This is a genomic window from Geodermatophilus nigrescens (genome assembly GCF_900129495.1).
Taxonomy (GTDB): Bacteria; Actinomycetota; Actinomycetes; order Mycobacteriales; family Geodermatophilaceae; genus Geodermatophilus; species Geodermatophilus nigrescens.
This window is the reverse complement of sequence record NZ_FQVX01000001.1, coordinates 26823-48766: the sequence shown is the minus strand read 5'-3', so window position 1 is coordinate 48766 and position 21944 is coordinate 26823. Positions and strand designations below refer to the sequence as shown.

General features: G+C 76.8%; 21 protein-coding genes. 11 read left to right on the top strand and 10 right to left on the bottom strand.

What is annotated here, in order from left to right; translation table 11 throughout:
• The first annotated feature begins 22 nt into the window (after nucleotides 1-22).
• Nucleotides 23-1639: a long-chain fatty acid--CoA ligase gene (locus BUE37_RS00250; RefSeq protein WP_073417794.1), complete on the top strand. Its 1617-nt coding sequence runs from the start codon at nucleotides 23-25 to the stop codon at nucleotides 1637-1639.
• A gap of 9 nt (nucleotides 1640-1648) precedes the next feature.
• Here BUE37_RS00250 and BUE37_RS00245 read toward each other — a convergent pair whose 3' ends face one another.
• Entirely contained in the window at nucleotides 1649-1978 is a 330-nt protein-coding gene (locus BUE37_RS00245; protein ID WP_245794356.1) for a rhodanese-like domain-containing protein, read from the bottom strand.
• Between the two features lie 69 nt (nucleotides 1979-2047).
• Between BUE37_RS00245 and BUE37_RS00240 the strand changes: the two genes are divergently transcribed.
• Nucleotides 2048-2563, top strand: a complete 516-nt coding sequence (locus tag BUE37_RS00240; RefSeq protein ID WP_073419402.1) for a PH domain-containing protein — start codon at nucleotides 2048-2050, stop codon at nucleotides 2561-2563.
• A complete protein-coding gene (locus BUE37_RS00235) occupies nucleotides 2560-4095 on the top strand; it encodes a PH domain-containing protein (protein ID WP_245794213.1) in 1536 nt (511 codons plus the stop codon). Before BUE37_RS00240 ends, BUE37_RS00235 begins: the two co-directional genes overlap by 4 nt.
• A gap of 105 nt (nucleotides 4096-4200) precedes the next feature.
• Here BUE37_RS00235 and BUE37_RS00230 read toward each other — a convergent pair whose 3' ends face one another.
• Entirely contained in the window at nucleotides 4201-4905 is a 705-nt protein-coding gene (locus BUE37_RS00230; RefSeq protein ID WP_245794212.1) for a response regulator, read from the bottom strand.
• 56 nt (nucleotides 4906-4961) lie between these two features.
• On the opposite strand from BUE37_RS00230, the gene BUE37_RS00225 reads away from it, so the two are divergent.
• The 3 genes from BUE37_RS00225 (at nucleotide 4962) to BUE37_RS00215 (ending at nucleotide 7078) form a co-directional block, all read left to right on the top strand.
• Nucleotides 4962-5699, top strand: a complete 738-nt coding sequence (locus BUE37_RS00225) for a sensor histidine kinase (RefSeq protein WP_073417787.1) — start codon at nucleotides 4962-4964, stop codon at nucleotides 5697-5699.
• Nucleotides 5700-5820: 121 nt separating this feature from the next.
• The gene (locus BUE37_RS00220) at nucleotides 5821-6681 is read left to right on the top strand and encodes a manganese catalase (RefSeq protein WP_073417785.1); all 861 of its coding nucleotides are present in this window, start codon (nucleotides 5821-5823) and stop codon (nucleotides 6679-6681) included.
• A 118-nt stretch (nucleotides 6682-6799) separates the two neighbouring features.
• Entirely contained in the window at nucleotides 6800-7078 is a 279-nt protein-coding gene (locus tag BUE37_RS00215; protein ID WP_073417783.1) for a hypothetical protein, read from the top strand.
• A 129-nt stretch (nucleotides 7079-7207) separates the two neighbouring features.
• Here the strand turns inward: BUE37_RS00215 and BUE37_RS00210 are convergent, their stop codons facing one another.
• The gene (locus BUE37_RS00210) at nucleotides 7208-8854 is read right to left on the bottom strand and encodes a solute symporter family protein (protein ID WP_217651084.1); all 1647 of its coding nucleotides are present in this window, start codon (nucleotides 8852-8854) and stop codon (nucleotides 7208-7210) included.
• Complete coding sequence (locus BUE37_RS00205) at nucleotides 8847-9242, bottom strand: DUF485 domain-containing protein (RefSeq protein WP_073417781.1); 396 nt, start codon at nucleotides 9240-9242, stop codon at nucleotides 8847-8849. The genes BUE37_RS00210 and BUE37_RS00205 overlap by 8 nt, the downstream gene beginning before the upstream one ends.
• Nucleotides 9243-9406: 164 nt before the next feature.
• Here BUE37_RS00205 and BUE37_RS00200 point away from each other — a divergent pair, with 164 nt between their 5' ends.
• Nucleotides 9407-10645 (top strand): Rieske 2Fe-2S domain-containing protein, encoded by a 1239-nt coding sequence (locus tag BUE37_RS00200; RefSeq protein WP_245794211.1) that lies wholly within the window; start codon nucleotides 9407-9409, stop codon nucleotides 10643-10645.
• Between the two features lie 175 nt (nucleotides 10646-10820).
• Here the strand turns inward: BUE37_RS00200 and BUE37_RS00195 are convergent, their stop codons facing one another.
• A complete protein-coding gene (locus tag BUE37_RS00195) occupies nucleotides 10821-11381 on the bottom strand; it encodes a MarR family transcriptional regulator (RefSeq protein ID WP_073417779.1) in 561 nt (186 codons plus the stop codon).
• A gap of 98 nt (nucleotides 11382-11479) precedes the next feature.
• Here BUE37_RS00195 and BUE37_RS00190 point away from each other — a divergent pair, with 98 nt between their 5' ends.
• Together BUE37_RS00190 and BUE37_RS00185 are read left to right on the top strand one after the other, a co-directional pair.
• Nucleotides 11480-12016, top strand: coding sequence for a copper chaperone PCu(A)C domain-containing protein (locus BUE37_RS00190; RefSeq protein WP_073417777.1), 537 nt, complete (start codon nucleotides 11480-11482; stop codon nucleotides 12014-12016).
• A gap of 58 nt (nucleotides 12017-12074) precedes the next feature.
• Nucleotides 12075-13283, top strand: a complete 1209-nt coding sequence (locus BUE37_RS00185) for an MBL fold metallo-hydrolase (RefSeq protein WP_245794210.1) — start codon at nucleotides 12075-12077, stop codon at nucleotides 13281-13283.
• A gap of 3 nt (nucleotides 13284-13286) precedes the next feature.
• On the opposite strand, the gene BUE37_RS00180 is transcribed toward BUE37_RS00185, so the two are convergent.
• The 4 genes from BUE37_RS00180 to BUE37_RS00165 form a co-directional block, all read right to left on the bottom strand.
• The gene (locus BUE37_RS00180; RefSeq protein ID WP_073417773.1) at nucleotides 13287-14273 is read right to left on the bottom strand and encodes a LacI family DNA-binding transcriptional regulator; all 987 of its coding nucleotides are present in this window, start codon (nucleotides 14271-14273) and stop codon (nucleotides 13287-13289) included.
• Nucleotides 14274-14332: 59 nt separating this feature from the next.
• Nucleotides 14333-15187: an Fpg/Nei family DNA glycosylase gene (locus tag BUE37_RS00175; RefSeq protein ID WP_073417771.1), complete on the bottom strand. Its 855-nt coding sequence runs from the start codon at nucleotides 15185-15187 to the stop codon at nucleotides 14333-14335.
• A gap of 90 nt (nucleotides 15188-15277) precedes the next feature.
• Nucleotides 15278-16798: an NAD-dependent malic enzyme gene (locus BUE37_RS00170; protein WP_139252771.1), complete on the bottom strand. Its 1521-nt coding sequence runs from the start codon at nucleotides 16796-16798 to the stop codon at nucleotides 15278-15280.
• A gap of 52 nt (nucleotides 16799-16850) precedes the next feature.
• Nucleotides 16851-17228 carry a hypothetical protein gene (locus tag BUE37_RS00165; RefSeq protein WP_073417769.1) on the bottom strand — a complete coding sequence of 126 codons (378 nt, stop codon included), beginning with the start codon at nucleotides 17226-17228 and terminating at the stop codon, nucleotides 16851-16853.
• Nucleotides 17229-17326: 98 nt separating this feature from the next.
• On the opposite strand from BUE37_RS00165, the gene BUE37_RS00160 reads away from it, so the two are divergent.
• Nucleotides 17327-18223, top strand: coding sequence for a type II CAAX endopeptidase family protein (locus tag BUE37_RS00160; protein WP_139252770.1), 897 nt, complete (start codon nucleotides 17327-17329; stop codon nucleotides 18221-18223).
• Nucleotides 18224-18261: 38 nt separating this feature from the next.
• Entirely contained in the window at nucleotides 18262-21480 is a 3219-nt protein-coding gene (locus tag BUE37_RS00155; protein WP_175562756.1) for an ATP-binding protein, read from the top strand.
• Nucleotides 21481-21483: 3 nt separating this feature from the next.
• Here the strand turns inward: BUE37_RS00155 and BUE37_RS00150 are convergent, their stop codons facing one another.
• Nucleotides 21484-21921, bottom strand: coding sequence for an SRPBCC domain-containing protein (locus BUE37_RS00150; protein WP_073417763.1), 438 nt, complete (start codon nucleotides 21919-21921; stop codon nucleotides 21484-21486).
• Between the last annotated feature and the right edge of the window lie 23 nt (nucleotides 21922-21944).

Below are 21944 nucleotides of genomic sequence, written 5' to 3'. Positions count from 1 at the left end.
CCGTCACTGGCACGATGCCGCCATGCGCGGGCTCATGCAGGACTTCCCCCTCACCATCGACGCGATCTTCCGGCACGTCGAGCAGCACTACGGCGACGGGACGATCGCGACCAACAGCCCCACCGGCGTCACGCGGGTGACCTACGCCGAGTGGGCCGAGCGCACCCGGCGGCTGGGCGGCGTCCTGGACACCCTCGGCATCAGCGCCGACGGCCGGGTGGGCACGTTCGGCTGGAACAGCCAGCGCCACCTGGAGCTGTACTTCGCCGCCCCGTCGACCGGCCGCGTCCTGCACACGCTCAACATCCGGCTGTTCCCCGAGCAGCTGACCTACATCGCCAACCACGCCGAGGACGAGGTCGTGTTCGTCGACCGCTCGGTGCTGCCGCTGTTCTGGCCCCTGGTCGACACGATGAAGACCGTCCAGCACGTCGTCGTCATGGACGACGGCGGGGACAACGAGATCCCCGACGACCCGCGCGTCCAGGACTACGAGGCGCTGCTCGCCGACGCCTCGCCGGTCGACTTCCGCGTCACGGACGAGAACAGCGCCGCCTCGATGTGCTACACGTCGGGCACCACCGGCAACCCCAAGGGCGTCGTCTACAGCCACCGCTCGACGTTCCTGCACACCATGGGCGTGCTGCAGCGCAACGCCTTCGGCCTGGGCATCCAGGACGTCGCGATGCCGGTCGTGCCGATGTTCCACGCCAACGCCTGGGGCATCGCGCAGGCCGCCCCCGCCGCCGGCGCCTCGCTGGTCATGCCCGGCCCGATGATGCAGCCGGAGGCGCTGGCGAAGCTGATCGTCGACGAAGGCGTCACGTTCACCGCCGGCGTCCCGACCATCTGGCAGGGCGTGCTCCCCCACCTCGCCGGCAAGCCGCACAAGCTGCGCGACATCGGCTGCGGCGGCTCGGCGGTGCCCAAGGCGCTGTCGGAGGCCTACCGCGAGCAGGTCGGCCTGCCGATCCTGCAGGCCTGGGGCATGACCGAGACCCACCCGGTCGCCTCTTCCGGCATCCTGCCCCCGCGCTTCGCCGACGCCGACGACGAGACCAAGGCCGACCAGCGCGCCCGCGCCGGCATCCCGTTCCTCGGCGTCGAGGCGCGGATCGTCGACGCCGAGACGCTCGAGCCCCAGGCGTGGGACGACAAGGCCACCGGCGAGCTGCAGGTCCGCGGGCCGTGGTGCGCCCAGGACTACTACAACCCCGACGCCGGCGTCGTGCTCAGCACCGAGGACGGCTGGATGCGCACCGGCGACGTCGCCGCGATGGACGCGTTCGGCTCGATCCGCATCGCCGACCGGACCAAGGACCTCATCAAGTCCGGCGGCGAGTGGATCAGCTCGGTCGACCTCGAGAACGTGATCATGAGCCACCCGAAGGTGAAGGAGGCCGCCGTCGTCGGCATCCCGCACCCGAAGTGGGACGAGCGCCCGCTGGCCTGCGTCGTGCTCAAGGAGGGCGAGACGGCGACCGAGCAGGAGATCCTCGAGTTCCTCCAGCCGAAGGTGGCCAAGTGGTGGCTGCCCGACGCCGTCGAGTTCATCGACGAGGTGCCGAAGACCAGCGTCGGCAAGTTCTCGAAGAAGGACCTGCGCAGCCGCTTCGCGGAGTACGCGCCGAGGTCCTGAGGCGGAGGACTAGCGGACGAAGGGCGGCTGGCCGGTCTCGCTCACCAGGGGCCGGCCCGCCGCCTCCCACGCGCCCATCCCGCCGCCGACGTTCACCGCGTCGTAGCCGTTCTGGTTGAGCCAGGCGGCCACCCGCGCCGAGCGCCCGCCGCTGCGGCAGACGACGTAGAGCGGGTCGCCCTCGGGGACGTCGTCGAGGCGCGCGGGCACCTGGCCCATCGGGATGTGGGTGGCGCCCTCGGCGTGGCCGGTGACCCACTCGTCGTCCTCGCGGACGTCGAGGAGGACGGCGTCGGCGGGCAGCTCGTCGGCGGACACGGTCGGGACCTGCTGCGGCATCACGGCACCCATCCTCCCAGCCCGGACGCGCGGGCCGCCCTCCGCGCGGTCCTGGGAGGATGGGCCGTGATGTCCGCCGCCCCCGCGCCCCCGGTGTCCGAGCCGGCCTGGTCGCTCTCGCGCTCGGCGATCTGGCTCTGGGTGACCGAGGGGATCGTCGGCACGCTCGTCTACGGCGCGATCGTGACCGTCGCCGTGCTCCTGGTGCCGGCCTCGGTGGGCGGCCCGGTGCCGGTGCTGCGCTGGCTGCTGCCGGTGCTGGTCGGCGTCTACGCGGTCGTGGCGATCGGGATCCGGCCGTGGGTCCGCTACCGCGTGCACCGCTGGGAGGTCACCGCCGAGACGGTGCACACCCTCACCGGCTGGCTGACCCGCACCTGGACGCTCGTGCCGGTCGCCCGGATCCAGACCGTCGACGTCACCCGCGGCGTGCTGCAGCAGCTCTACGGCCTGGCCAGCGTCGCGGTGCTGACCGCGTCGTCGCAGGGCACCGTCCGGGTGCCGCACCTGGAGGTGGCGGTGGCCGAGCGGGTCGCCGAGGACCTGGCCCGCCGGGCCGAGCAGGTGCGGGACGAGGCCACGTGACAGGACCCGGCCCCTGGCCGGCGCCCACCACGCCGGTGGCCGCGCCGCCCGCCCCGCCGCCGCCCGCGCGCCGCACGTCGCCCCTCGTGGTGCTGCTGCACACCGTCACCTTCAAGCAGGCCCGGCAGGTCGTGCCGGCGGCGATCCCGGTGGTCGCCGCGGTCGGGATCGACGGGCCCGGCGTCGTCGTCGCGCTCGTGGTGGCGGTGACGGCGCTGTCGCTGCTGTTCGCCGGGCTCACCTGGTGGCGCACCACCTACGCCGACACCCCCGCCGCGGTGGTGGTCACCCGGGGCCTGCTCGCCCGCTCGGTGCGCACCGTCCCCAACGACCGCATCCGCGGCGTCGAGGTGGAGGCGCCCGCGCTGCACCGGCTGTTCGGCCTGGTCCGGGTGCGCATCGACGCCGCGGCCGGGGTGGGCACCGACGGCGACGAGGAGGTGGTGGTCGACGGCGTCCCGCGGGCCGAGGGCGACCGGCTGCGCGTCTCCGTGCTCACCCACCGCCGCTCGGCCCGGCCCGTGCCCCCGGGCGCCGACCCGGAGGCGCCGTTCGAGGAGCCGCCCGAGGAGGAGCTCGCCCGCTTCGACCCGCGCTGGCTGCTGTACGCGCCGCTGGTCGCGAGCTACCTGGCGGTGCCGCTGGCCGCCGTCGGGGCGCTGTCGCGGCTGCTGCAGGAGCTGCCGCGCGACCTGCGGCCCGACCTCGACGGCCCGGAGCTGACCGGCGGCGTGGTGGCCGTCGCCGTGGTGGCCGGGCTGGCGCTGCTCGCGGTCGGGGCGGTGCTCGGGGCGGCGGTGGTCAACTGGGGCTTCCGGCTGGTGCGCCGCGGCGGGTCGCTGGTGGCCGTGCGCGGGCTGCTCACCCGCCGGCACACCGAGCTGGAGGTCGACCGGGTCCGCGGCGGCACGCTGGCCGAGGGCCTGGGCATGCGGCTGGTGCGTGCGGCCCGGGTGAACGCGCTGGTCACCGGCCTGGGCGCGGCCAACCGGCGGGGGCAGCTGTTCCCGCTCGGCCCGCGGCCGGAGGCGGTGCGGCTGCTCGGCGTGCTCGTCGACGACCCCGGCCCGCTGCGGCCACACCCGCCCGCCGCGCGCCGGCGGGCCGTGTTCCGCGCGGTCCTGTCCGGCCTCGTCGTCACCGCGGGCGGGGCCTGGCTGTCGGCCGGCACCGGCTTCTGGGGCCTGCTCGCCGCCGGCATCGCGCTCACCGTGCTCGGCGTGCCGCTGGGGCTCGGGCGCTACGCCGCGCTTGGGCACGCCGCCGGGCCGCGGTCGTTCAGCGTGCGCAGCGGCCTGCTCGTGCGCGAGCAGGCGGTGCTGCAGCGCCGCGCCGTCGTCGGCTGGACGGTCCGGCAGACGTTCTTCCAGCGGCGGGCGGGGCTGGCCACGGTCACCGCCTGCGTGGGCGCCGGGGCCGGCGGCTACGCGGCCGTGGACATGGCCGCCGCCGAGGTCGCGGCGTTCACCGTGGCGGCGTCCGGCCCGTGGGCCGCCGCGGCGGGCGACGGCGCCCCGCCGGCCGCCGGCTGACCCGGCGTCCCGCTGGCCCGTCGGGGCCACCTTCCGGAACGCGGGCGTGTCGATCATGCGCCCGGGTAGCGGGGGCGCGATGCCCCCCGCACAGCCGGCTCCTGCTCAGCCCGGCCCGTCGGTCCCCTTCCGGAGGCCCGCGCGGCCGGCGAGTGCCGCCGCCTCCACGCGGGTCGCCACGCCCAGGCTGCGCAGCAGCGAGGCGACGAGCCGCTTGGCGGTGCGCTCCGAGACGTGCAGCGTCGTGGCGATGTCGACGGTGCTCGTGCCGTCGGCGACCAGCCGCCACAGCCGGCGCTCGTCGCTGGTGAGCCGGTCGGCGACGGTCTGCTCACCGGTCGGCGCGGCCTCGTCCAGCAGCTGGCGCAGCAGCGCCTCCGGCACCACCGACCAGCCGTCGAGGACCGCCAGCAGCGGGCGGACGAGGTGCTCGGGGTCGGCGGTCTTCGGCAGGAAGCCGGCCGCGCCCGCCCGCAGCGCCTCGAGCGCCGCGTCGGCCTCGGCGAGCCCCGACAGCGCCACCACGCGCACCATCGGGTCGGCGCGGCGGATGGCCGCGATCGCCCGCACCCCGCCCGGCGGCGGCATGTGCAGGTCCACGACGGCGACGTCGGCGTGGTGCCGGCTGACCATGGCCGCGGCGGCCGAGGCGTCGTCGGTGGTGGCCACGACGCGCACGCGACCCTCGCTCACCCCGGGCAGCAGCAGCGAGAGCCCCCGGCTGAACAGCGGGTGGTCGTCGACGACCACCACGTCCACGTGCCCGCCCATCTGCCCGTGGCGCCCAGCCCCGGCGTCGGTCGACCCCACGACCCTCCCGTCCTCCGCGGCCGGCTCCGCCGGCCGCACGCACCCCGGAGGTGCCCGTGACCCTCGGCCCCGACACCCCGCGCACGCAGCGGCCCAGCGGGCTGCTGCCCGATCTCGCCCGGGTGGTGCGCGACCACGTCGTGCGCGCCACCCGCCGCCGGCGCCCGGAGCAGGAGCTGCCCCCCACCCCGGAGACGGCGCTGCTCCGGGCCATGTGCCACGACATGCGCAGCCCCCTGGCCTCGCTGGAGGCGCTGCTGGGCACCCTCGACCGCGTCCCCGCCGACCGTCCGGAGCTGCTGGAGCTCGCCCGCGCGCAGACCGCGCACCTGTCGTCGATGCTGCGCACCGCCGACGCCACCGGCGGGGCGACCCGTCGCACGGGCGGCCGGCTGCTCGGCGACGTCGTCCGTGCCGCCGTGTCGGCCTCCGGCCTGCCGGCCGGGCAGTTGTGCCTCGCCCTGCAGGACCGGGCCGCCGACGTCCGGGTGGCCGACGCCCGGGTGCAGCGGATCCTCACCAACCTGCTGGAGAACGCCCACCGGCACGGCGACGGCGCCCCCGTGGTGCTGGCGGTGACCAGCCGCGGCGGCGTCGTGCGCCTGTCGCTGACCCAGGACGTCGCGCACCCGCACCGCGTCGTGCAGTACCTGCGCCGCGACGTCCCGCCGGTGGACCTGACCGGCCTGGGGCTGTGGTCGGTGCAGCGGCACACCCACGACCTCGGCGGCACCGTCGTCTGGGCGGTGACCGGCGCCGGCCTGACCCTCCGGGTGGACCTCCCGGACCGCTGAGGGGGTTCCGGACGATCTGGCACCGGGGGGCCACGGGACGGCACGGGTGGGCCAGCGGGCGGGGGCAGAACGGAGGTGTCACCGCAGCGGCGGCGACGCGACGACGCCCCGAGGAGAGCCCGTGTTCACGCACACCCACGCCCTGCAGTACGAGGCCAAGCCCGACGGCCCGGACCCGGACTTCGCCCGCAAGATGCAGGAGATCCTCGGCGGTCAGTGGGGCGAGATGACCGTCGCCACCCAGTACCTGCTGCAGGGCTGGAACTGCCGGCTGCCCGGCAAGTACAAGGACATGCTCCTCTCGATCGGCACCGAGGAGCTGGCCCACGTCGAGATGATCATCACGATGATCGACCGGCTGCTCGACCACGCGCCGCTCAAGCCCGACGCCGCCGACCGCACCAAGGAGGCCGCCGCCGGCTACGGGCAGCACAACCCGCAGCACCTGATCCAGAACGGCCAGGCGGCGTCCTACATGGACAGCATGGGCAACCCGTGGACCGGCGCGTACGTGACCGCCAGCGGGAACCTCTACGCCGACTTCATGTACAACGCGACGGCGGAGATGCAGGGCCGGCTGCAGGTCGCCCGGCTCTACAACATGACCGACGACCCGGGCGTCAAGGACATGCTCCGCTTCCTGATCACCCGCGACCACATGCACCAGCAGCAGTGGCTCGCCGCGGTCGAGCAGCTCAAGGAGGACGGCATCGAGGGCCTCCCGGTGCCGGAGGCCTTCCCGCTCGACGAGGAGATCGGCGACCTGGGCTACACCTTCATCCAGGCCTCCGACGGCCCCGAGGCCGCCAACGGCCGCTGGGCCTCCGGCCCGTCGATCGACGGCCGGAGCGAGTTCCGCGCCGCGGCGATCGAGGCCACCGCCGACGCCCCGGTCCTCCCCCCGGGCGACCCGCGGCTGTACAGCACCCCGCAGACCGAGGCCCACACGATGCTGCAGAAGGCCAAGGACCTGCTCAAGTGAGCCGCTGACCCCGCATCCCCCCGCGCCGCCGCCGCGCCGGTGGCCGAGCTGTCCGCAGCCCGGCCGCCGGCCCGGCGGGCGCGTCCCCGCTCGACCGGCAGTCCCCCGGAGGTCCCCCGTGCACCTGCCCTCCCCCGCCGTCCTGCTGACGGCGGTCTACGCCGCGGCGCTCACCGTCGCCGTGGCGGCCGCCGCCACCGGCTCGGTCCGCGAGGCCCTGGCCGGCCTCGTCGTCGCCGCCGCCCTCGGCACCCGGTTCGCGGTGCAGCGCTCGCGCCGCGCCGCCCGCTCGACCGGCTCGGCCATCACCGCGGTCGACGCCGCGCTGCCGGACACGCTGCCCGACGCGCTGCCGGCCCCCCTGCCCGACGCCGTCCCCGCCGTCCGCGCCGCCTGATTCCGGACGCGCGAGGCGCGCGCCCCCGGGTGGGGACGCGCGCCTCGGCCGGTGAGGTGCTGGAACCGGCCCCCTGGCAGGGGCCCGCCCCGAGCGGAGCGAGCGGTGGGGGGCCAGGGGGTCCTTCCGCTAGTGCTGGACGGCCTTCTCCGCACCGATCCCGGTGAGGGAGCGGACCTCGAGCTCGGCGTTCTTGTCGAGGTCCGGCTTCTCCTTGGACAGGATCGAGCCGAGCCAGCCGAGGAAGAACGACAGCGGGATCGACACGATGCCCGGGTTGTTCAGCGGGAACCAGTGGAAGTCCACGTCCTGGAACAGCGACGGGGACAGCCCGGTGGCCGGGTTGACCGGGGCACCGGACACGACCGGCGAGAAGACGATCAGCACGATGCACGCGATCAGGCCGCCGTACATCGACCACAGCGCGCCCTGGGTGGTGAACCGCTTCCAGAACAGCGTGTAGAGGATCGTCGGCAGGTTCGCCGAGGCGGCCACCGCGAACGCCAGCGCCACCAGGAAGGCGATGTTCAGGCCCGCCTGCAGCGCCAGGATGCCCAGGCCGATCGAGATCGCCCCGATGACGATCGCGGTGATGCGGGCGACCTTCACCTCCCCGTTCGGGGACACCTGGCCCTTCTTGATCACCGACGCGTAGACGTCGTGCGCGAAGGAGGCCGAGGCGGTGATCGTCAGCCCGGCGACCACCGCGAGGATCGTCGCGAAGGCGACGCCGGCGATGATGCCGAGCAGGATCGTCCCGCCCAGCTCGAAGGCCAGCAGCGGCGCGGCGGAGTTGACCGCACCCGGGGCACCGAGGATCCGCTCGGGACCCACGAGCGCGCCCGCGCCGTAGCCGATCACCAGGCTGAACAGGTAGAAGACGCCGATCAGCCAGATCGCCCAGACCACCGAGCGACGGGCGTCCTTCGCCGTCGGCACGGTGTAGAAGCGCATGAGCACGTGCGGCAGGCCCGCCGTGCCGAGCACCAGGGCGAGGCCCAGGGAGACGAAGTCGAGCTTCGAGGTGCCGGTGGCGCCGTACTGCGCACCCGGGGCGAGCACGTCGCGGCCCTCGACCGCCACCGACTGCGCGTCGCCGAGCAGCGAGGACAGGTTGAAGCCGAACTCCGTAAGCACCCACAGGGTCATCACCAGGGCACCCGCGATGAGCAGCGTGGCCTTGATGATCTGCACGTAGGTGGTGCCGCGCATGCCGCCGACCAGCACGTAGATGATCATCAGGGCGCCGACCAGGACGACGACGAGCGCCTGCGCCGCCTCGCCGGTGACCCCGAGCAGCAGGGTGACCAGTCCGCCGGCGCCGGCCATCTGGGCCAGCAGGTAGAACAGCGACACCGCGAGCGTGGAGATCGCCGCCGCGGTGCGCACCGGGCCCTGCCGCATCCGGAAGGCCAGGACGTCGGCCATCGTGTACCGCGCGGTGTTGCGCATGAGCTCGGCGACGAGCAGCAGCGCGACGAGCCAGGCGACGAGGAAGCCGATCGAGTAGAGGAAGCCGTCGTAGCCGTAGACGGCGATCGCGCCGGCGATGCCCAGGAACGACGCCGCGGACAGGTAGTCGCCGGCGATGGCCAGGCCGTTCTGCGTGCCGCTGATGTTGCGGCCGGCGGCGTAGTAGTCGGCCGCGCTCTTGTTGTTGCGGCTGGCGCGGAACGTGATCACCAGGGTGATCAGGACGAACGCGCCGAAGATCGAGATGTTGACGGCGGGGCTGCCGATGGTGGCGTCCGCCGCGAGCACGGTGGTGTCAGGCACGCGTGGCACCGCCCTTGCTGATGTCGGTGCCCGTGCGGCCGGAGCCGGCGTACTGGTGGCTCTCGAGCCGCTCGCGCATCTCGTCGGCGATGGGGTCGGTCCTGCGGTTCGCGTGCGCCACGTAGAGGTGGGTGATCACGAACGTGGAGACGAACTGCCCCAGCCCCAGCAGGACGCCGAGGTTCACGTTGCCGAAGACCTGCGTGGACATGAAGTCCGGCGCGTAGGTCGAGAGCAGGACGTAGAGCAGGTACCAGGCCAGGAAGGCCACGGTCATCGGGAAGGCGAAGCGCCGGAAGCGCCTGCGCAGCTCGGTGAACTCCGGCGAGTCCTGCGCCTGCCGGTACTCCTCCGGCGTCAGCAACCGCCGTTCGGCGGGTTCTGTCACGGGTTGCTCCCTCGTCGATCCGGAACGCCACTGGTCTTGTGACCGCGCTCACCTTAGGGGTCGAGAGGTTGCGTCGCGTACCACCGAAACTTTCGAGGCCGGGCCGTGACCTGAGCTTCTTCCTCGCGGAACGCGCCGGTAGCGCGGCGGCGCTGCAATGGGTCATGACCGCGACGCGGATGCCGTCGACCGCACGGTCGGCGGGCTGGTTCCCGGTGGCGCGCGCCGCCGAGGTGGGGACGACGCCGGTGCCGGTGGGCGCCGGCGGCCGGTCCTGGGTCGTCGTCCGGCTGCGGCCGGGCGCGGAGGTGAGCGCCTTCCCCGCCCGCTGCCCGCACCGGCTGGTGCCGCTCGCGGCGGCCACCGTGGTGGAGGGCCGGCTGCAGTGCCCGTACCACGGCTGGCGGTTCGACGGCGACGGCCGCTGCGTCGACGTGCCGTCGCTGGGCCCCGACGGCTCAGCGCCCCCGCGCGCGGACCTCGCCGTCCCGTGGGCGGTCGAGGAGCGGCACGGCTGGGTCTGGCTGGCGCCCGAGCGCACCGCCGTCGGCCTGCCCCCGGCGCCGTCGGCCGCCCCCGTCCCGGAGCCGGCGCCCGCCCCCGCGCCGCCGGCCGGTCCGGTGCTCGGCAACCTGCACCCGGCCCTCGAGCACGCCTGGCACCCCGTCGCGCGGTCCCGGGAGCTGCGCCCCGGCGGCTGGCTGCAGGTGCGGCTGCTCGGGCGCACGTGGACGCTGTCGCGCACCGCCGCCGGCGTGACCGCCGACCCGCCGGCGTGGGGCGTGCGCGAGCGGCTCGGCGTCGTCTGGCTGGCGCCGGCCGAGCCGCGCGGCGCCGACCTGGCGGTCCCCGAGGACGGCGACCGGCGGTTCGTGCGCGGCTGGCTGCCGCCGGCGCGGTCGGCCGGCCCCGCCGCGACGCTCGCCGACGCGCTCCTCGACGTCGCCCACCTGCCGTTCGTGCACGCGGACGGCGGCGAGCCGGAGGTCGCCGGCGGCACGGTGACCGCGGAGCCCGGCGGGTTCACGGTCGAGCGGACGGGCGGCGGGCGGCGGGTCACCTCGGTGTTCCGCGCGCCGTTCCTGCTGCGGCAGCGCACCGACCTCGACGACGGCTCCTCCCGGACGCTGCTGGTCCTCCTGCAGCCCGAGGACGCCGACTCCACCCGCGTGCACGCCTGCGTGCTGCTCGCCGCGCCGCCCGGGGCGCCTCTGCCCGGACCCGACGACGTCGCCGCCGCGGTGACCGCCGAGGCGCGGGCGCTCGACGAGGACCTCGACCTGCAGGCGCAGCTGGAGAGCCCGGGCCTGCCGCTGGACCTGCGCGCGGAGCTGCACGTGCGCGCCGACGCCGCCGGGGTGGCGCTGCGCCGCACGCTCGCCGACCTCGTCGCCGGCCGCTGACCTCGCTGCGCGGTGCCCGACCTCGCTGCGCAGCGCGAGGTCGGGCACCACGGCGCGAGGTCGGGCGCCGCACGATCAGGTGTCCTGATCGTGCCGCGTCCTGGCTCACCGCCGACCGCGAGCCAGGACGCGCTGCGGTGAGCCAGGACGTCACCGGAGCGAGCCGAGGCGGGCGTCAGTCCGCGGGGAGCTCCTCGCCGCACGCCGGGCAGCGGGTGGGCGGGTCCTCGTCGGCGAGCCGGCCGCACGCGGGGCAGACCCGCGCCAGCCAGCACGCCGGGTCGCCGCCCTCGTCCGTGGGCGCACGCGGGACCGGGACGACGTCGAGCCCGACGCCGGCCGCGAACTCGGCGAGCGCGGCCAGCACCGCCGCCCGCCGCCCCGGCGGCACACCGTCGAGCGCCGCGCGCAGCTCGGCCAGGCGCAGCGCGTCGTAGCGCCGGACGAGGTCCTCCCCCGACTCCGTCAGCCGCAGGCTCACCGCACGGCGGCTCGCCGGCGACGGTCGCCGGTCCACCCAGCCCGCGGCGACCAGCCGGTCGACCAGGCGGCTCGTGGTCGACACGCCTCCGCCGACGCCGCGGGCGAGCTCGGCCAGCGCGAGGTCGGGGCGCTGCCGGAGCACCGTGAGCGCCCGCAACTGCACCACCGACACGGTCCCCAGCTCACCGGCCGCCCGGGTGGAGACGCCCACCACCGCACGGGCCAGCCCGAGCAGGACGTCGTCCGCGTTCACGACCCCTCCTGAGTGTTGCAGTACGGCAACAGTTGGCATGCAACAGGTCTTTCCCCGGGCAGACGGTACGCACCCGACCGCTCACACGAGGAGGACGCGTGTCCCGCACCGCACTCGCCGCCCCCGCCGCGCTGCTGCTCGCCGTGGCCGCCTGCACCACCGGGGAGCCACTGTCCACCCCGAGCCCCGAGGTCGTCGGCGGCGCTGTCGGGCCGGACGAGGCCGTCACCGGCGACCTCTCGGTCCTGCAGGTCCAGCTGGAGTACCCGCTCGACGGCGTCCACGACGAGGGCGACGACGCCCGGCTGTTCCTCGGCATCGCCAACAGCGGCACCGCCGACGACGCGCTGGTCGACGTCACCGGGCCCCACTTCGCCGACGCCGTCGACGGGGACGGCGGGGAGGTCGACGTCCCCGTCCCGGCCGGGGACAACGTCTACGTCGGCGCCGAGGGCGCGCCGACGGTGACCCTCGTCGACCTCGGGCGCGAGCTCCGCAGCTCCCAGTCGATCCCGGTCACCCTGGTGTTCGCCGAGGCCGGCGAGGTGACGATCGACGCCGTCGTCGCCGCCGAGGGGCAGGACCCGACCCCGCCGTTCGACTTTCCCGACCCCGCCGAGGACGTCGACCCGTGACGACGACCTCCCTCCGGCGTGCAGCCCCCGTCCGGCGAGGGCTGGGATGCTGGGGGGCGTGCCGTCCCCGCGCCGAGCCCGTCGCATCGCCCTGACCGCCGCCCTCGCCCTGCCCGCCGGCTTCCTGGCCCGCGCCGCGTGGGGCCTGCCGACGGCGATCGGCGCCGGGCGCCGCGAGATCCGACCGACGGTGGCCGGCTCCCCGCAGTGGTCGGGCGGCCGGTTCTCCAACACGCTGCCCACGCCGGCGCTGCCGCCGCCCAACGCCCGCCGCGGGCTGCTGCGCCAGTGGCACGACGACCGGCACGTCGGTCTGCCCGCCCGACCGGTGCCGCTGGCCCGCCCGGAGATCCCGGCCGAGGCCGGCGAGCTCGCCGTCACCTGGTTCGGGCACTCGAGCGCGCTGCTGGAGGTCGACGGCGCCCGCGTGCTGGTCGACCCGGTGTGGGGCCACCGGGTCTCGCCGTCGCCGGTGTTCGGCCCCACCCGCCTGCACGAGCCGCCGGCCCCGGTGGAGACCCTCCCCCGCGTCGACGCGGTGCTGATCTCGCACGACCACTACGACCACCTGGACCTGCCCACCGTGCGGGCCCTGGTCGAGCAGCAGGACGCGCCGTTCGTCGTCCCGCTCGGCGTCGGCGTGCACCTGCGGCACTGGGGCGTCCCGGCCGACCGCGTCGTCGAGCTGGACTGGGACGGCGCGACGACGGTCGGCGCCCTGACGATCACCTGCACCGAGGCGCGGCACTTCTCCGGCCGCTACCTCACCCGCGACACCACGCTGTGGTCGTCCTGGGTGGTCGCCGGGCCGCGGCACCGCGTGTTCTTCGGCGGCGACACCGGCTACACGCCCGCCTTCGCCGGCATCGGCGCGCGGCTGGGCCCCTTCGACCTCACGCTGCTGCCCATCGGCGCCTACAACGACGCGTGGGCGCACATCCACATGGACCCCGAGCAGGCGGTGCGCGCGCACGGCGACCTCGGCGGCCGCGCCCTCCTGCCGGTGCACTGGGCCACGTTCAACCTGGCCTTCCACCGCTGGGCGGAGCCGGTGCAGCGGCTGCTGGCCGCCGTCGGCCCCGACGTGCCGGTGCTCGTGCCCCGCCCGGGTCAGCGGGTCGACGTGCTGGCCCCGCCGCCGCTGGAGGACTGGTGGAGCGCCGTCGACCCCGCCGGGGAGGAGCGGACCGCCGATGACGACGCCGGCGTCGGCGGCGCGGTGTTCGCCCGGCTGCTGTCGCGCCTGACCTCGTTGCTCGCCGGCTGACGGTCAGGCGCTGCGGCGCAGGACCAGCTCGGAGGGGAAGAACAGCGTCCCGTCCGCCGGGGCGCCGGTCAGCACCGCCCGCACGGCCGCGTCGGTGATCCGCTCGACCGGGTGGGTCGCCGTCGTCAGGTCGGTGACCTCGGCGAGCGGCGCGTCGTCGAAGCCGGTGACCGCGACGTCGCCGGGCACCTGCCGGCCGTGCCGACGCAGGACGGCGAGGACGCCGAGGGCGACGTCGTCACAGCTGCCGAGGACGGCGTCGGTGTCGGGCCACCGGGCGAGCACCTCCTCCGCGCCGGCCGCCCCGGCCGCGGCGTCGAACCCGCCCGGGACCGTGCGCACCGGCAGCCCGGCCGCGGCGACGGCGGCGCGGAAGGCCGCCACCGGCCGCCGGGTGCACGGCAGCCACTCCGGGCCGGTGACCATCGCGATCCGGCGGCGCCCCGACCGCACGAGGTGCGCGACGGAGGCGGCGGCCGCCGCGGCGGCGTCGACGTCGACCGAGGGGACGACGGCGCTGCCCACCCCGATCGACACGACCCGGCCGCGCAGCTCCCGGGGCACCGCGGCCAGCTCCTCGGCGGTGGTGTTCACCAGGACGACGCCGCCGACGGTGCGGTCACGCGCGAGCGCGTCGAGCTCGGCGGCGGGCGCGTGCAGCGGCAGCCGGCGCAGCGCCACGCCCAGGCCCTCGGGGGCCAGCAGGCGGGCGGCGGTGCTCAGCACCCGGCCGGTGTAGGCGCAGTCCAGCACCGCGTCGGAGGTGCCGGTCATGGCGACGACGAGCCGCGTGCCCGTGCCGCGGGCCAGCGCCCGGGCGATCGGGTCGGCCACGTAGCCCAGCGCCTCGGCGGCGGCGCGGACCCGGCGCAGGGCGTCGGCCGACACCGGCCCGGAGCCGGTGACCGCGCGGGACACCGTCGCGCGCGAGACCCCGGCCGCGCGCGCGACGTGCTCCAGGGTCACCACGGGAGGCGGCCGCTCTGCCACGGGTCCGTCGTACCACCCCCGGGGCGCCGGCGGACCCCCTCCGCGGACTGGGACCGCTCTCAGCGCAGCAGCTTGCTCATCCGGCGGTCGGCCAGCGGCTTGCCGCCGGTCTGGCAGGTCGGGCAGTACTGCAGCGAGGTGTCGGCGAAGCTGACCTCGCGGACGGTGTCCCCGCAGACGGGACAGGGCAGGCCGGTGCGCGCGTGCACCTGCAGGCCCGAGCGCTTCTCGCCCTTGAGGGTCGCCGCCTGCTGCCCGACCTGGCGCTGCAGGGCGTCGGTCAGCACCGCCCGGACGGCGTCGTGCAGCCGCAGGACCTCGTCGTCAGTGAGCTTGTCGGCCATCTTGAACGGCGAGAGCCGGGCGACGTGCAGGATCTCGTCGGAGTAGGCGTTGCCGATGCCCGACAGCAGGGTCTGGTCGGTCAGCGCGCCCTTGACCTGGCCGGAGCGGCCGGCCATCAGCCGGGCGAAGGTGTCGCCGTCGACCTCGAGGGCGTCGGGGCCGAGCCGCTCGATCCCCGGCACCTCGGCCGGCGAGCGGACGACGTAGACGGCGAGGCCCTTGCGGGTGCCCTGCTCGGTGAGGTCGAAGCCGTTCCCGTCATCGAGGTGCACGCGCAGGGCGAGCGGCCCCTTGCCGGGCTTGGGCGGCGCGGCGGGCAGGGCGGTGCGCCAGTGCAGCCACCCGGCGCGGGCCAGGTGGACGACGAGGTGCAGGCCGGAGACCTCGAGGTCGAGGAACTTGCCGTGCCGGGAGGCGCCGGTGACCTCCAGGCCGGACAGCGCCGACAGCGGCGGGTCGAACGTCTTCAGCGCCTGGAGGCCGGTCAGGTCGGTGCGCGCGACCACCCGGCCGACGGCGTTCTCGCGGAGGAACGCCGCCAGGGCCTCCACCTCGGGCAACTCGGGCACGGTGACATCGTCGTCCTCCGGACGACACCGCGGCCAATCACCGTCCCCCACCCGGGTGGAGCCCCGGCGTCAGCCGCTCGAGTCCCGGCGTCAGCCGCTCGAGCTCATCCGGTCGGTGACGGGGGCGGTCGCGCCCGGCTCGGCGCGGGCCTGGTCGGCGACGGCGGCGGCCACCGCGGGCGTGACCGCCGGGTCGAACACGCTCGGGATGACGTAGTTGGCGTTGAGCTGGTCGTCGCGCACCAGCGCCGAGAGCGCCTCGGCGGCGGCCAGCAGCATGCCGGTGCTGATCTCCGTGGCGCGGGCGTCGAGCAGGCCGCGGAACACGCCGGGGAAGGCCAGCACGTTGTTGATCTGGTTGGGCAGGTCCGACCGGCCCGAGGCGACGACGGAGGCGTACTGGCGCGCCCGCACCGGGTCGACCTCCGGCGTCGGGTTGGCCATCGGGAACACCACCGCGCGCTCGGCCATGCCGGCCAGCGCCTCGACCGGCAGCACGTTGCCGGCGCTCACCCCGATGAAGACGTCGGCGCCGGCCAGCGCGGCGGGCAGGTCGCCGCGCGTGCACGCGGGGTTGGTCCGCCGGGCCAGCGCGAGCTTGGCTGGGGACAGCCGCTCGTCGTCCGGCGAGAGGATGCCCTCGCGGTCCCACACCAGCACCTGCCCGGCGCCGGCCTCCAGCAGCAGGTGCACGATCGCCGTCCCGGCGGCGCCCGCCCCGGCGACGACGATCCGCACGTCGGGCAGCTGCTTGTCCACGACGCGCAGGGCGTTGCGCAGGGCGGCCAGCGCGACGATCGCCGTCCCGTGCTGGTCGTCGTGGAAGACGGGGACGTCGAGCCGCTCGCGCAGCCGGGCCTCGATCTCGAAGCAGCGGGGCGCGGCGATGTCCTCGAGGTTGATCCCGCCGAAGCCGGGCGCGATCAGCTCGACGGTGCGCACGATCTCGTCGACGTCCTGGGTGTCCAGGCAGATCGGCCAGGCGTCGATGTCGGCGAACCGCTTGAACAGCGCCGCCTTGCCCTCCATGACCGGCAACGCCGCGCCGGGCCCGAGGTCGCCGAGACCGAGGACCGCCGAGCCGTCGGTGACGACGGCGACGGTGTTGCCCTTGATGGTCAGCCGCCGCACGTCCTCGGGGTGCTCGGCCAGCGCGAGGCACACCCGCGCGACGCCCGGCGTGTAGGCCATCGACAGGTCGTCGCGGGTCTTGAGCGGCACCTTGGAGGCCACCTCCAGCTTGCCGCCGAGGTGCAGCAGGAAGGTGCGGTCGCTGACCTTGCGCACCGCCACGCCGGGGACGGCGCGCAGCGCGTCGACCATCTCCTCGGAGTGGGCGGCGTCCGCGGCCGAGCAGGTGACGTCGACGGTGAGCCCGTCGGAGCGGGAGTCGACGACGTCGATCGCGGTCACCGCCCCGCCGGCGGTGCCCACCGCGGTGGCGATCCGGCCGATGGACGCCGGGTCGCCGTCGGCGGTCAGCCGCACGGTGATCGAGTAGGACGCCGAGGTGACCGGCCCGCGGGGCGCAGCGGCCGGCTCGCCGGGCGCGCTGTCGCCGGTGGCGGTGGAGGGAGCGGTGCCGGTGGAGGGAGCGGTGTCGGTGCTCACCGGACCATCGTGACACCGCGACCGGAGCCGGACGTGGTTCCGGTCACAGTGGTCACGGCACCCGCCGCAGCGGCTCCAGCACGACCTCCAGGCCGCCGTCGGCCGCGGCGGCCACGAGAGCGGCGCCGTCCAGCGGCGGCGGTCCGACGAGGGCGGCGAGCGTCCGCTCCGGCCCCGACGGGAAGCCGACGGCGGCCAGCCGGGCGGGCGCCGGGCCACCGGCGACCGACCAGGTCACCCCCCGCGGGCAGACGACGACCGAGCCGGCCGGGCGGGCCTGCGGCGGGCCCGCCCCGACCGCGAGCGCCGGCGCCCCCTCCAGGACGACGAGCACCAGGTCGGCGCGGCGGGCGAGGTAGCGGTGCGCCGGGGTACCCGCCGGGAGGGTCAGCACCTGCGCGCCGGGGAGGACGGCGTCGATCGGCTCCATGTCCCGCACGGTGCGCCCGCGCGCTGGTGGGCCGCTGGTCGGCGCCGCGCCAGCCGGCGACCAGCACCCGACCAGCCCGGTCACCGAGCGTGGCCGCCATGACCTCCTCGCTGTCCACCCCCGCGGTGGCCGCCGCACCGGCGCCCGCCGTCCGCCCGTCCCCGTGGCGGGAGATCGGCGTCTTCCTCGCCGTCGTCGCCGCCCTGCTCACCGTCACCACCTCGGTCGCCGCGGCCGCCGGCGCCGACGTCACCCGTCTCGACGAGGCGCCGCCGCTGGTGCAGGCGCTGCTGTTCGGGCAGGCGCTCATCCCGCTGCTGGCCGCCGTCGTCGCCCGCCTGGTCGCCACCGGGACGCTGCGCCGGCCGGACTGGGGCGTCCGCCGGACGTCGCTGCGCAGCCTCGGCACCGCGTGGCTGTGGGCGCTGCTGCCCACGCTGGCCGCCGGCGTCCTGCTGTGGGTCACCGGCCTGGCCGGCTTCGCCTCCGGCGCGGTCGGCCCGGTGCTGCCGCTCGGCCTGACCGTGCTGGTGCTGCCCTACGTGGCGCTCGCGCTGGCCGAGGACGTCGGCTGGCGCGGCCTGCTCGTGCAGCGCCTCGCGCAGGTGGCGGGCCCGCGCACCGTCGTCCTGGTCAGCGGGCTGGCGTGGTCGCTGTTCCACTGGCCGCTGGTGCTCTTCGTCGGCGGGGCGCCCGCGGGTGTCCCGGTGGTCTTCGCGCTGGCCTGCCTGACGCTGGGCACGACCTCCCTCGGCGCGGTGCTCGCGAGCATGCAGCTGCGCTGGGGCATCTGGCCGGGCGTGCTGGCGCACGCGGTGCTCAACGCGCTGCTCTACCACGTGCTCGCGCCCCTCACGGCCGACAGCGGGCCCACCGAGTGGCTCTCCACCGAGACCGGCGCCATGGGCGCGGTCACCCTGCTGCTGGCCGCCCTCGCCTGGTGGCGGGTCGCCCCGCTGCGGCGGGCGCCCGGCGGCGGCACGGTCGCCGGCTGACCGCGGGAACGGGCCGCGAGCACCTACCCTCCTGCGCCGTGGAGCTGCGGCTGGACGTCCTCGGGCCGACCCGGCTGGCCCGGGACGGCGCCGAGCTGGACCTCGGCGGGCGCCGGCCCGCCGAGGTCCTGGCGCTGCTCGCGGCGGCCGAGGGCCGGACCGTCCCGGCGGGCGCGCTCGCCGACCGGCTGTGGCGCGGGGCCCCGCCGGCCACCGCCACGACGACGCTGCAGGGGCACGTCAGCCGCCTGCGCCGGCTGGTCGACCCGGGCCGCGGCGCCCGCGACGCGGAGGTCCTGGTCACCCGCGGTGACGGCTACGCGCTGGTCCTCCCGCGCACCGCCGTCGACGCGCACGCCTTCGCCGACCTGGTCACCGCGGGCACCTCCGGCGACGACCGGGAGGCCGCACGGCTGCTGCCCGAGGCGCTCGCCCGCTGGCAGGACCGCCCCTACGCCGACGTGGCCGACGTCGACGACGTCGTCCCTGTGGTCGCCCGGCTCGAGGAGCTGCGGCGGGTCGCCGTCGAGCGGCTGGCCGAGGCGCGGCTGGCGCTCGGCGGCGGCGCGGAGCTGGTGCCCGGCCTCACCGAGGCGGTGGCGGTGTCCCCGCTTCGGGAGCGCACCGCCGGCCTGCTGGCCCGGGCGCTGGTCCGCGCGGGGCGGCAGGCCGACGCCCTGGACGTGCTGCGCCGCGTCCGGGAGCGGATCGCCGACGAGCTGGGACTCGACCCCTCCGCCGAGCTGCGCGACCTCGAGGCCGCGGTGCTGCGCCAGGACCCCGCGCTCGGCGCGAGGCCGGCGCCCGCCCGAGCGCCCGGCGCGGCACCTCCTCCGCCCGCGCCCGCCCCGCCGGGGCCCGCCACGGACGGCTTCGTCGGCCGGCCCGCCGAGCTGGCCGCCCTCGGCGCCGCCTGGTCGGCGGCCTCCGCCGGGCGCGGCACCGCCGTCGTGGTCACCGGCGAGCCCGGCATCGGCAAGACCCGGCTGGTCGAGGCCTTCGCCGCCCGCGCCGGGGCGGCGGTGCGCTGGGGGCGCTGCGCCGAGATCGGCGGGGCGCCGCCGTACTGGCCGTGGCAGCAGGTGCTGGGCGGTCTGCCCGAGGCGGCGCTCGGCTCCGACACCGGCGCCCGCTTCGCGCTCGGCTTGGACACCGCCCGCCGGCTGCACGCGCTCGGGGCCGACGCGCCGCTGCTCGTCGTCCTCGACGACCTGCAGTGGGCCGACCGCGACTCCCTGCACGTGCTGGAGGTGGTGCTGTCCCAGCTGCACGACAGCCGGGTGCTCCTCGCCGTCACCTGCCGCGAGGAGGCCACCGGCGACGCGGCGCTGTCGCGGGTGCTCGGCGCCGCGGCCCGCCTGCCCGGTGCGCGCCGGCTGCGCCTGGGCGGCCTGGCGGCCGACGAGGTCGCCGACCTGGTCGGGGAGCTGCGCGGCGCCCCCGCCGAGGACGCCGCCGCGCTCACCGCGCGCACCGGCGGCAACCCGTTCTTCGTCACCGAGCTCGCCGCGCTGCCCGCTCCGTCCGGTCCCGCCGTCCCGGCGGGCGTGCGCGACGTCGTCCGGCTGCGGGTGGCCGCCCTCCCGGCCGGCGCGCAGCGCGTGCTGGCCACCGCCGCCGTCGCCGGGCGGGAGGTGTCGCTGGCGCTGCTCGGCGCGGCGCTCGGCCCCGGCGACCCCGCCGGGGTGACGGCGGCCCTGCGCACCGGGCTGCTGCTGGAGACGACGCCCGGCCGGGTGCGGGTGGCGCACGACCTGGTGCGGGAGGTCCTGCTGGCCGACCTCGGCCCGGTCGAGCGCGCCGCCGTCCACGGCCGGCTCGCCGCGGCGCTGGAGGACGGGCCGGCCGCGGCCACCTCCGCCGGGGCCATCGCCGTGCACCGCAGCGAGGCCGCCGCCGGCGGGCCGGACGAGCGGGCCGCCCGCGCCTGCCTCCGCGCCGCCGGTGAGGCCCTCGACCGGGCCGGCGTCGACGAGGCGGTCGCGCTCGCCGGGCGGGGGCTGGCGCACGTCCCGGCCGGCGCCTCCGCGCTCGGGGCCGACCTGCACCTGCTCCGCGGCGAGGGGCTGCGCCGGCTGGGCCTGCTGGAGGACAGCGGCGCCGAGCTGCGCACCGCCGCCGGCCTCGCCCGCGCCGCCGACGACCCCGCCCGGCTGGCCCGCGCCGCCGTCGCCTCGGCCGGGGGCGGGGTGGGCGGCTACTGGGCGTCGGTGGGCGCGCCCGCCGCCACCGACGTCGCGCTGCTGGAGGAGGCCGCCGCCCGCGCCGGGGAGCTGCCGCCCGCGCTCGCCTCGGCGGTGCTCGCCGCGCTGGCGGTGCAGCGGTCCTCCTCCGGCGAGCCCGGCGGCCGCGAGCTGGCCGACCGGGCACTGGCCGCGGCCGGCGACTCGCCCACCGCGCGCCCGCGGGCGCGGGTGGCCCGGTTCGTCGCCGACTGGACGCCGGCGCACGCAGCCGGCCGGGTGGCGCTGGCCCGGACGATGCTGCGCGAGTCCACCGGCGACCCGGCGGCCGAGGCGACCGCGCTGCACCTGCTGCGCTGCGCGCTCACCGAGACCGCGCAGGCGGAGGAGGCGGCGGTGGTCAGCCGGCGGTTCACCGAGCTGGCCACCCGCCGCGGCGACGGCGACCTGCTGCAGCTCGACGCCTGGTGGTCGGCCGGCCTGGCGCTGGCCCGCGGCGACGCCGACGGCGCGCGCCGGCTGGCCGACGCCGCCGTCGCCGACGCGCCCACCACCTCCCCGGCCGCCGCGGACGTCACCCGCATGTCCCGCCAGACGATCGAGGGCATCGCCGCCTGGCACGAGCGGCGGATGCCCGACCTGGTGCCCGAGGTGGTCGACCTGGCGGCCACGGTGGACCCCGGCTGGCTGGCGGTGCTCGCCCAGGCGCACGCGCAGGCCGGCCGCACCGGGGCGTCCCGCGCCGCCGTCGAGCGGTGGCTGGGCTTCCCCGCGCACGGCGCCCGCGAGCCGGTGCGCACCGTCCTGCTGGCCGACGTCGCCCTGGAGCTGCGCGCCCGCGACCTCGCCGCCACCGTGCTGCCCGCGCTGCGCTCCTACGGCGACACGGTGGTGGTCCTGTGGGCCGGGACGACGGTGCTCGGCCCGACGGCGCTCTACCGCGGCGGCGTGCTCGGCCTGCTCGGCGAGCCGGGCGCGGCCGCGGAGCTGGAGCGGGCGCTGGAGCTGTGCGACCTGTTCGGCTTCGCGCCGTTCGTCGCCCGCGCGCGGGCGCTGCTCGCCGAGTTCTGCTGAGCCTCAGCCCGGGCGCCGGGCCGACCGTTCGGCGCGCGCCCGGAGCCCCGCGCAGAACTGGCGGAACGAGGGGTTGAGGTCCGGCGTCGCCCGCTCGGTCACCCAGGCCAGCGGGCCGGTCTGGTCCTCCCGGACGGTGAGCACCGTGCCGCCGCCGTCCTGCCGGTCCAGGGTGTAGGTGCGCTCGATGACCGCCAGCCCGAACGGCAGGCCGCCGCGCCAGCGCATCGCCTCGCCCGGCCGCAGCTCGGTGACGGTGACCGCGAACGGGCGGCTGCGGATCATGGTCGCGTACAGGGTCAGCCGCTCGCCGAGCGCGACGCGGCCCTCGACCCGGTCGACGCCGGAGTCCCAGTCCCGCCAGCTGCCGACGTCGACCAGGTGCCGCCACACCTCGTCCGGCGCCGCGTCGATCCGCGTGGCCGCCTCGTAGCTGCGCATGGGGCCTCCTCCCGCCGCCCGCA